9 protein-coding genes and 1 pseudogene are annotated in these 8,349 nt (G+C 64.3%); 6 read left to right on the forward strand and 4 right to left on the reverse strand.

Going from position 1 to position 8,349, the window contains the following annotated elements; genetic code table 11:
• Positions 1-30: 30 nt before the first annotated feature.
• The 3 genes from MOV74_RS24450 to MOV74_RS24460 are packed head-to-tail and all read right to left on the reverse strand — an operon-like array spanning position 31 to position 2,022.
• Positions 31-693, reverse strand: a complete 663-nt coding sequence (locus MOV74_RS24450; RefSeq protein WP_246928358.1) for a hypothetical protein — start codon at positions 691-693, stop codon at positions 31-33.
• 23 nt (positions 694-716) lie between these two features.
• Positions 717-1,244: a xanthine phosphoribosyltransferase gene (gene gpt, locus MOV74_RS24455; protein WP_212081434.1), complete on the reverse strand. Its 528-nt coding sequence runs from the start codon at positions 1,242-1,244 to the stop codon at positions 717-719.
• Between the two features lie 40 nt (positions 1,245-1,284).
• Positions 1,285-2,022 carry a molybdopterin-binding protein gene (locus tag MOV74_RS24460; RefSeq protein ID WP_246928360.1) on the reverse strand — a complete coding sequence of 246 codons (738 nt, stop codon included), beginning with the start codon at positions 2,020-2,022 and terminating at the stop codon, positions 1,285-1,287.
• A 280-nt stretch (positions 2,023-2,302) separates the two neighbouring features.
• Here MOV74_RS24460 and MOV74_RS24465 point away from each other — a divergent pair, with 280 nt between their 5' ends.
• The 6 genes from MOV74_RS24465 to MOV74_RS24490 all read left to right on the forward strand — a co-directional run bounded on the left by MOV74_RS24465 (position 2,303) and on the right by MOV74_RS24490 (position 7,742).
• A complete protein-coding gene (locus MOV74_RS24465; protein ID WP_246928363.1) occupies positions 2,303-3,721 on the forward strand; it encodes a circularly permuted type 2 ATP-grasp protein in 1,419 nt (472 codons plus the stop codon).
• A 4-nt stretch (positions 3,722-3,725) separates the two neighbouring features.
• The gene (locus MOV74_RS24470) at positions 3,726-4,670 is read left to right on the forward strand and encodes an alpha-E domain-containing protein (RefSeq protein WP_246928372.1); all 945 of its coding nucleotides are present in this window, start codon (positions 3,726-3,728) and stop codon (positions 4,668-4,670) included.
• A gap of 108 nt (positions 4,671-4,778) precedes the next feature.
• A complete protein-coding gene (locus MOV74_RS24475) occupies positions 4,779-5,621 on the forward strand; it encodes a transglutaminase family protein (RefSeq protein ID WP_246928374.1) in 843 nt (280 codons plus the stop codon).
• A gap of 67 nt (positions 5,622-5,688) precedes the next feature.
• Positions 5,689-6,096 (forward strand): carboxymuconolactone decarboxylase family protein, encoded by a 408-nt coding sequence (locus MOV74_RS24480; RefSeq protein ID WP_092259187.1) that lies wholly within the window; start codon positions 5,689-5,691, stop codon positions 6,094-6,096.
• 106 nt (positions 6,097-6,202) lie between these two features.
• The gene (locus MOV74_RS24485) at positions 6,203-6,961 is read left to right on the forward strand and encodes a proteasome-type protease (protein WP_246928376.1); all 759 of its coding nucleotides are present in this window, start codon (positions 6,203-6,205) and stop codon (positions 6,959-6,961) included.
• 22 nt (positions 6,962-6,983) lie between these two features.
• Positions 6,984-7,742: an SDR family oxidoreductase gene (locus MOV74_RS24490; RefSeq protein WP_246928378.1), complete on the forward strand. Its 759-nt coding sequence runs from the start codon at positions 6,984-6,986 to the stop codon at positions 7,740-7,742.
• A 154-nt stretch (positions 7,743-7,896) separates the two neighbouring features.
• Here MOV74_RS24490 and MOV74_RS24495 read toward each other — a convergent pair.
• Positions 7,897-8,349, reverse strand: a pseudogene (locus tag MOV74_RS24495) (MFS transporter); the annotation flags it as partial.

The raw sequence follows: 8,349 nt of genomic DNA on the forward strand, positions 1-8,349 counted from the left end.
AGCTCGGGTGACGGCAAGGGCGGCGCTGCGCTATGGCAACGCCGTCGGATGCAGCACGGGTTGGTAGCCGGCGTTCAATGTGCGCAGCGTCGAGGGCGGCGTCAGCAACGCCGCTTCGCCAGGCTGACGCTCGGCGGCGCGATAGCCCGCCGGTGACCACAAGAGCGCTCTGCCCTGCGTCACCAAAAAGCTCTCTTCGCCCTGCTGCACCATTGCGCCGTCGGGCAAGTCTGCGAGCGGCACCGGCAGGGGGTGAAGGCGCTTGCGGCCTCGATCGAGCCGCTCCTGATGCAACACGGCGTCCATCGCCTTCGCACTCGCTTTGCTCACACCATTCCCCGCTTCCCACGCAGCGCGAAATCGCTTGGCATCGTCGCGGCGGCAGAAGAAGCAGGGGCGATGGCCCGCGGCAAAGGCGGTGGCCTCGTCGAGGAAGAACAGCTCGGTCCAGCTCCGCCGCGCCATCACCGGCCGCCGCCAGCCGCGAAATTCACACAGGCACGTAATCCAGGCCGGCGACGACCAGCGCTTTGTCAGCAGCGTCCTGGTCGCGGGATCATGGATGATGCCGCGATTGCCGGTGAACAGGCCGCGGTGCGGGGTGGCGATGATGTCGCCGGTCGGCGTGACCCGGTTTTGCAGGGGGCGAGTAGCGAATAGCGAATTGCGAATGGAGGATTCACTATTCGCCATTGGCCACTCGCCATCGCCGTCAATCACGCCGCCCCATCTCGCAGCGGCGGGTGATAGGACAGCGCGGTGTCCCAGGGGAAGAAGATCCAGGTGTCCTGCGAGACTTCCGTGATGAAAGTATCGACCAGCGGGCGGCCCATCGGCTTGGCGTAGACGGTGGCGAAATGCGCATCGGGCAGCATCTCGCGCACCAGCTTGCCGGTCTTGCCGGTGTCGACGAGGTCATCGACGATCAACAGCCCCTTGCCGGTGCCGCCGCCGAGCTTCATGGCCGCTTCCGAAATGCCCTTGAGGACCTGGAGCTCGCCCTGCTTGTTGTGGTCGTAGCTGGCGATGCAGACCGTGTCGATCACGCGCACGCCGAGCTCGCGCGCCACGATCGCCGCCGGCACGAGGCCACCGCGGGTGATCGCGATCACCGCGTGGAACGGACCGACCTCGTTGAGCCGCCAGGTTAGCGCCCGGCAATCCCTATGGAATTGGTCCCAGGAGACCGGAAAGGCCCTGCCCGCCCGCTCCTGTGCGCTCAGTTCCGGTGCTTCACCTGCCATCGTCGTCTCCTGCCATTGGTCTCGCGGGCAGTTTTCTCTGCTAGCGGGTGATGTTCAATCCTGCCAGCATTTCCTTCACCGCCGCCATCGCGGATGCGAGCTTGTCGGCATCGCGCGAGCGCACCACGAGATTGGTATTGGGCTTCTGCTCTTCGTCCATGAAGGGATAGCTGCCGATGATGGTGTCGGGATGAGCGGCGGCGATCGCCCGCAAGGGGCTGCCGATGTCGCCCTCCCGCGCATTGGCGCGGACCGATTCGGAGAGCATGCGCACACCCGACTTCAGCTTGGGCGAGACGATGTCCATCATCGCCTGCATGATCGAGGGCACGCCAGCCATCACGATGACATTGCCGATCTTGAAGCCGGGAGCGAGGATGGTCGCGCTCTGGATCAGCTCGGCGCCGTCGGGAATGCGGGCCATGCGCAGGCGGGCCTCGTTGAGGTCCTGCTCGCTCCAGCGCTCGCGGAAACGGGCCACGACCTCCGGATGGTGGTCGATGCCGACGCCGAACGCCTTGGCCACGCTGTCGGCAGTGATGTCGTCATGGGTCGGCCCGATTCCGCCGGTTGTGAAGACGTAGGTGTAGCGATGCCGCAGTGCATCCAAGGCCGCGACGATGTCGGCCTCGTCGTCGGAGACGACCCGGACCTCCTTCAGGTCGATGCCGATATTGGTCAGGTATTCGGCAATGAAGCCGATATTCTTGTCCTTGGTCCGGCCGGACAGGATTTCGTCCCCAATGACCAGAATGCCCGCCGTGACGATCTCGCTCATAACTTTAAGTCCCTCACCTGTGGCGCCGACTTTGCCGAGGTAACGCGTTGAAGTCACGCGGTTTTGCTGCCGAAATAAGCAGTCCTCAGCCATTTTTTCAGGCATGTTCGCGGCCATTCCCGCCAAATGCTGTCAGTCCATGCATATCGCGCTGGCCCGGCCCTTGCTACCACCTCGGAGTCATGCACTCTTGCCGCATGGCCACAGGACGTTGCGGTCTTCACCAAGGCCGCGCGGCCTGTCCAATGGCGCAACGCCTTGCGGAGACAAGTCGGGATCTATGGCAGTCGCGTTTGATGAAATGAATATTCCCGGCGGGGAGCTTCGCCCCGCCTATGAGGAGCTGGCACGCTGGCTCAAGGAGACGCCTCCCGAGGCGCTCGAATATCGCCGCCAGGAGGCCGAGCTCCTGTTCCGCCGCATCGGCATCACCTTCGCTGTTTATGGCGAGGCCGAATCCACCGAACGCCTGATCCCCTTCGACGTGATCCCGCGGATCATGTCCGGCAAGGAATGGACCCTCCTGGAGAAGGGCCTGAAGCAGCGCGTGCGCGCGCTCAACATGTTCCTGCGCGACATCTATCACGGCCGCGACATCCTCCGTGCCGAGATCGTACCCGACGATCTGATCTTCCAGAATCCAGTCTTCCGCCCCGAGATGAACGGCCAGCAGGTGCCGCACGACGTCTATGTGCACATCGCCGGCATCGACATCGTCCGGGTCGATGCCAACGACTTCATCGTGCTGGAGGACAATGCGCGGACGCCGTCCGGCGTGTCCTACATGCTGGAAAACCGCGAGATCATGATGCGGCTGTTTCCGGATCTGTTCGCCCGCCACAGGGTGGCGCCGGTCGAGCGCTATCCGGACGAGCTGCTCTCGGCGCTCCGCTCCGTCGCGCCGCAAAGCGCATCGGGCGAGCCGACGGTGGCCCTGCTCACGCCCGGCGTCTACAACTCGGCCTATTACGAGCACTCCTTCCTCGCCGATAAGCTCGGTATCGAGCTGGTCGAGGGCCGCGACCTCATCGTCAAGAACAACGAAGTGTTCATGCGGACGACGGAAGGGCTGAAGCGGGTCGACGTGATCTATCGCCGCGTCGACGACGACTTCATCGATCCCCTCACCTTCCGTCCCGATTCCGTGCTCGGCGTGCCCGGGCTGATGTCGGCCTATGCGGCCGGCAACATCACGCTCGCCAACGCCGTCGGCACCGGGATTGCCGACGACAAGGCGATCTACTCCTACATGCCCGACATCGTGAAATTCTATCTCGGCGAGGAGCCGATCCTGAAGAACGTGCCGACCTGGCGCTGCCGCGAGCCGAAAGACCTAGCCTACGTGCTGGACAACCTCGGCGATCTCGTCGTCAAGGAAGTTCACGGCTCCGGCGGCTACGGCATGCTGATCGGACCCGCCGCGACCAAAGCGACGATCGAAGCATTTCGCGAGAAGCTCAAGCGCGAGCCCGAAGGCTTCATCGCGCAGCCGACGCTGGCGCTGTCGACCTGCCCGACCTGCACGGCGTCAGGCCTTGCGCCACGCCATGTCGATCTGCGGCCCTTCGTGCTCACCGGCAGCAAGGGCACCACCATCGTGCCGGGCGGGCTGACACGCGTCGCACTCAAGGAAGGCTCCCTGGTGGTCAATTCCAGCCAGGGCGGCGGCACCAAAGACACCTGGATCCTGGACGAGTAGACAGATGCTGTCGCGTACCGCCGAAAACCTCTACTGGCTCGCCCGCTACGTCGAACGGGCCGAATATCTCGCGCGCACCATCGATGCGACGTTGCGCGTCACCGCGCTTCCCGCCGCCTATATCGGCAAGACCAACGAATGGGACTCGGCGCTGCTCACCGCCGGCGTCGCCTCAAGCTTCTATCAGACCTATGAGGAAGCCAACGAACGCAACGTCGTCGACTACCTCTCGTTCTCGGCGGACAACCCGTCCTCGATCAGGAACTGCATCGAGGCGGCGCGGCTGAACTCGCGCTCGGTGCGCACCGCGCTGACCAGCGAGATGTGGGACACCATCAACTCGGCCTGGATCGAGGTGCAGGAGGTCTGGAGCAAGGGCACGTCGACGCGCGAAGATTTGGCAAAATTCCTGCGCTTCGTTCAGGAGACCTCGCTCCGCTTCGACGGCTCGGCCTACCGGACCATGCTACGCAACGACGCCTATTGGTTCTCGCGGCTCGGCCTGCACCTGGAGCGCGCCGACAACACTGCACGCATCCTCGATGTGAAGTATCACGTGCTGCTGCCCGAGGAAGAGCATGTCGGTGGCCCGCTCGACTTCTATCAGTGGAGCTCGATCCTGCGTTCGGTGTCGGCGCTGACGGCCTATCACTGGGTCTATCGCGAGACGCTCAAACCGTGGCTGGTCGCGGACCTGTTGATCCTCAACGGCACCCTGCCGCGCTCGCTTGCGAGCTGCTATGACAATCTCACGCGGAACCTCGACCAGATCGGCGTCGCCTATGGCCGGCAGGGGCCGGCCCAGCGCCACGCCCGCGGTATCCGCAACCGGCTGGAACACAGCAATATGAACGACATTTTCCAGCATGGCGTGCATGAATTCATTCAGGAATTCATCGCGGATAATTCCAGGCTGGGCGAAATCATCACGAAGCAGTATTTGATCTGATAAATGCCGTCATTCCGGGGCGCCCGAAGGCGAACCCGGAATCTCGAGATTCCGGGTTCGATGCTGACGCATCGACCCGGAATGACGACGCAAGAACAACGGTCCCCCATGCGCCTGCGAATCCAGCACACCACGACCTATCACTACGAGCCGCCGGCCACGAGCGTGATCCAGATTCTGCGCATGACGCCCGGCAGCCATGACGGGCAATATGTGGCGGAATGGCAGATCGACGTCTCCACGGACACCAAGCTCGACACGCATGAGGACGCGTTCGGCAACGTCACCCACGTGCTGTCCTGCGGGCCGGTCGGCGACATCAAGATCATCGCCGAAGGACTGATCGAGACCCACGACACTGGCGGCGTGCTGCGCGGCACTGACGAGCGCTTTCCGGCCGGCATGTTCCTGCGCTCCACCGACCTCACCACCGTCAATCCGGCGATGATGGCGGTTGCGCGCCAGTTGCGCAGCGAGGCCGAGAGCGACACGCTCGGCTTCCTGCACACGTTGATGGCCGAGATCAGCGATCACATGACCTTCGACGAGGACCCGACCAACAGCGGCACCTCGGCAGCCGAGGCCTTCGCGCTCAAGCGCGGCGTGTGCCAGGACTATGCGCATATCTTCATCGCCTGCGCCCGCAGCGGCGGCGTGCCAGCGCGTTTCGTCTCCGGCCACTTCCTGCGCTCGGACGGCACGGTGCACCAGGATGCCGGCCACGCCTGGGCGGAGGCCTACGTGCCCGATCTCGGCTGGATCGGCTTCGACCCCGCCAACAGCATCTGCGCCACCGACGCACATGTCCGCGTCGCGATCGGGCTCGACTATCTCGGCGCCGCTCCCGTGCGCGGCACCCGCTATGGCGGCGGCGCGGAGACATTGACTGTGGCGGTCAAGGTCGAGCAGGCCGGCCGCGGCGGGCAATCGCAGTCACAGTGGCAAAGCTAGGCGCAACCGTCCAAATGCAGAGGCCGTGCTACACTCGCGGGACCAGACTGTCCCCCCGAGGTACCCCATGGCAACCGTAAAGCTGCTTTCGGACGATGAACTCTCCACTGAAGCGCGCGCCGTCTTTGACGATATCCGCAAAGTGCGGAAATCGGATTTCGTCAACAATTTCTGGCGCGCGCTGGCGCATGATCCGAAGACGCTGCGGCGAACCTGGGAGAGCATCAAGGAGGTGATGGCTCCAGGCGCGCTCGATCCCAAGGTCAAGGAAATGCTCTATGTCGCGGTCTCGATCGCGCATGGCTGCAGCTACTGCATCCATTCGCACACCGCCGCCGCACGGGCCAAGGGCATGACCGAGGCCGAATATGGCGAGCTGCTCGCCATCGTCGGCATGGCCGCGGAGACCAATCGTCTGGTCACAGCGCTCGGCGTGCCGGTTGATGAGGCGTTTCTCGTAGACGCCGCCGACTGAAGCTGCCAGTTGCGCCCTGGGATGACGGCTCGCCCCGGGAATCGGGGGTTGGAGCGGCCCTTGAAATTGGCTAGTAATTCCGCGCAAACGCGTTCGGGGACTGGAAATGACCTATTGTTGTGGAATCCTGGTTCGGGACGGTCTGGTGATGATCGCCGATACCCGCACCAATGCCGGCCTCGACAACGTCTCGACCTTCCGCAAGCTTCACATCTTCTCAAAGCCCGGCGAGCGCATCATGGCGATCGCCAGCGCTGGCAACCTCGCCATCAGCCAGTCGGTACTGTCGACGCTGACCGAAGGCCTGGAAGACCCCAACACGGGTGAGATCGAGACGCTGATGAACGCGCCGACCATGTTCCAGGCCGCCCAGCGCATCGGCCGGGCAATCCGGGCGGTGCACGCGACCGAAGGGCCGGCGCTGAGATCCGAGGACGTGTCCTTCGACGTCTCCTTTTTGTTCGGCGGCCAGATCAAGGGCTCCCGGATGCGACTGTTCATGATCTACACCGCCGGCAACTTCATCGAGTGCACCACCGACACGCCCTATTTGCAGATCGGCGAGCACAAATACGGCAAGCCGGTGCTCGACCGCGCCATGCATTACGACGTTGAGCTCTACGAGGCGCTGAAGACCGGTCTGATCTCGATGGACTCGACCATGCGCTCGAATCTCGGCGTCGGCCTGCCGATCGACGTGCTGGTGGTACGCGCGGACGCCTGCGAGGCCGATCTCAACCACCGCATCGAAGCGGGCGAGCCCTATTTCCACGATCTGCGCTCGCGCTGGTCTGCGGCCCTGCGCGCCGCGCATCAGAACATTCCGCGGCCGCCCTACAAGAACGAAAAAGAACCGAAAACCTGACAGCAAGAAAAGGCAGGAAATGATGAGTGAAGCAAAAAAAATCGCAGTGGTGACCGGCGCCGGCACCGGCGTCGGGCGCGCGGCGTCGCTGGCATTGATGAACACCGGCTTCACCGTGGTGCTGGTCGGGCGCCGGCTCGACATGCTCGAGGAGACCGCAAAGCTCGGTCCCGCGGGCAAGAGCCTGTGCGTCACCGCCGACATGACCAAGCCGGATTCGATCGCCGCGCTGTTTGACAAGGTGAAGGCGACCTACGGCCGGCTCGACGTGCTGTTCAACAATGCCGGCATGGGCGCGCCTCCGGTGAATTTCGAAGATCTCACTCTCGAGCAGTGGCAGGCGGTGGTGAACACCAACCTCACCGGCCCGTTCCTGTGCACCCAGCACGCCTTCCGTATCATGAAGGACCAGAGCCCGCGCGGCGGCCGCATCATCAACAACGGTTCGATCTCGGCGCATGCGCCGCGGCCGTTCTCGGCGGCCTACACCTCGACCAAGCACGCCATCACGGGCCTGACCAAGGCCAGCAACCTCGACGGCCGCATGTACGACATCGCCGTCGGCCAGGTCGACATCGGCAATGCCGCGACCCCGATGACCGATCGCATGGTCAACGGCCCCGGCGTGCTGCAGCCCGACGGCACGTCGAAGCAGGAACCGCGCATGGACGCCAAAGCGGTCGGCGATGCCGTCGCCTACATGGCCGGCCTGCCACTCGATGCCAACGTGCTGACGATGACGGTGATGGCGACCAAGATGCCGTTCGTCGGACGGGGCTAGTCGTCGCTCTCGTGCCCCGGACGCAGCGCGGCATGCCATGACGCGCTGCTGAGCCGGGGCCCATGCCTCCACGATCTCGTTCTTGGCCTTCTGGATCCCGGCGCTGCGGCGCGTCACTTCGTGCCGCACCGCGTCCGGGACACGCGATCTTCCCCTACTCCAAGCTTTCCACCTTCCGCAGGCTGGGAAACAGCTTCATCCAGAGCAGCGCCACCGCGACGGTGGCAACGCCGCCGAATACGGCGGCCGGCATGGCACCGAGCAGCGCGGCTGCCACTCCGCTCTCGAACTGGCCGAGCTGGTTCGAGGCGTTGATGAAGAGGAAGTTGACCGCGCCGACCCGGCCGCGCATCTCGTCGGGCGTTGCGAGCTGCACCAGCGAGAAGCGGATCACGACGCTGATCGTATCGGCGGCACCGAGGACAGCGAGCGCGAGCACCGACAGCCACATCCAGGACGACAGCGCGAACACGATCGTGGCGAGGCCGAACACGATCACGGCCTGGAACATGCGCAGGCCCACATGCCTGGAGATGGCGTGACGCGCCAGCACCATGGTCATCAAGAGCGCGCCGACCGCGGGCGCCGCGCGCAGCACGCCGAGCCC

The organism is Bradyrhizobium sp. SHOUNA76, assembly GCF_023006445.1.
GTDB lineage: Bacteria > Pseudomonadota > Alphaproteobacteria > Rhizobiales > Xanthobacteraceae > Bradyrhizobium.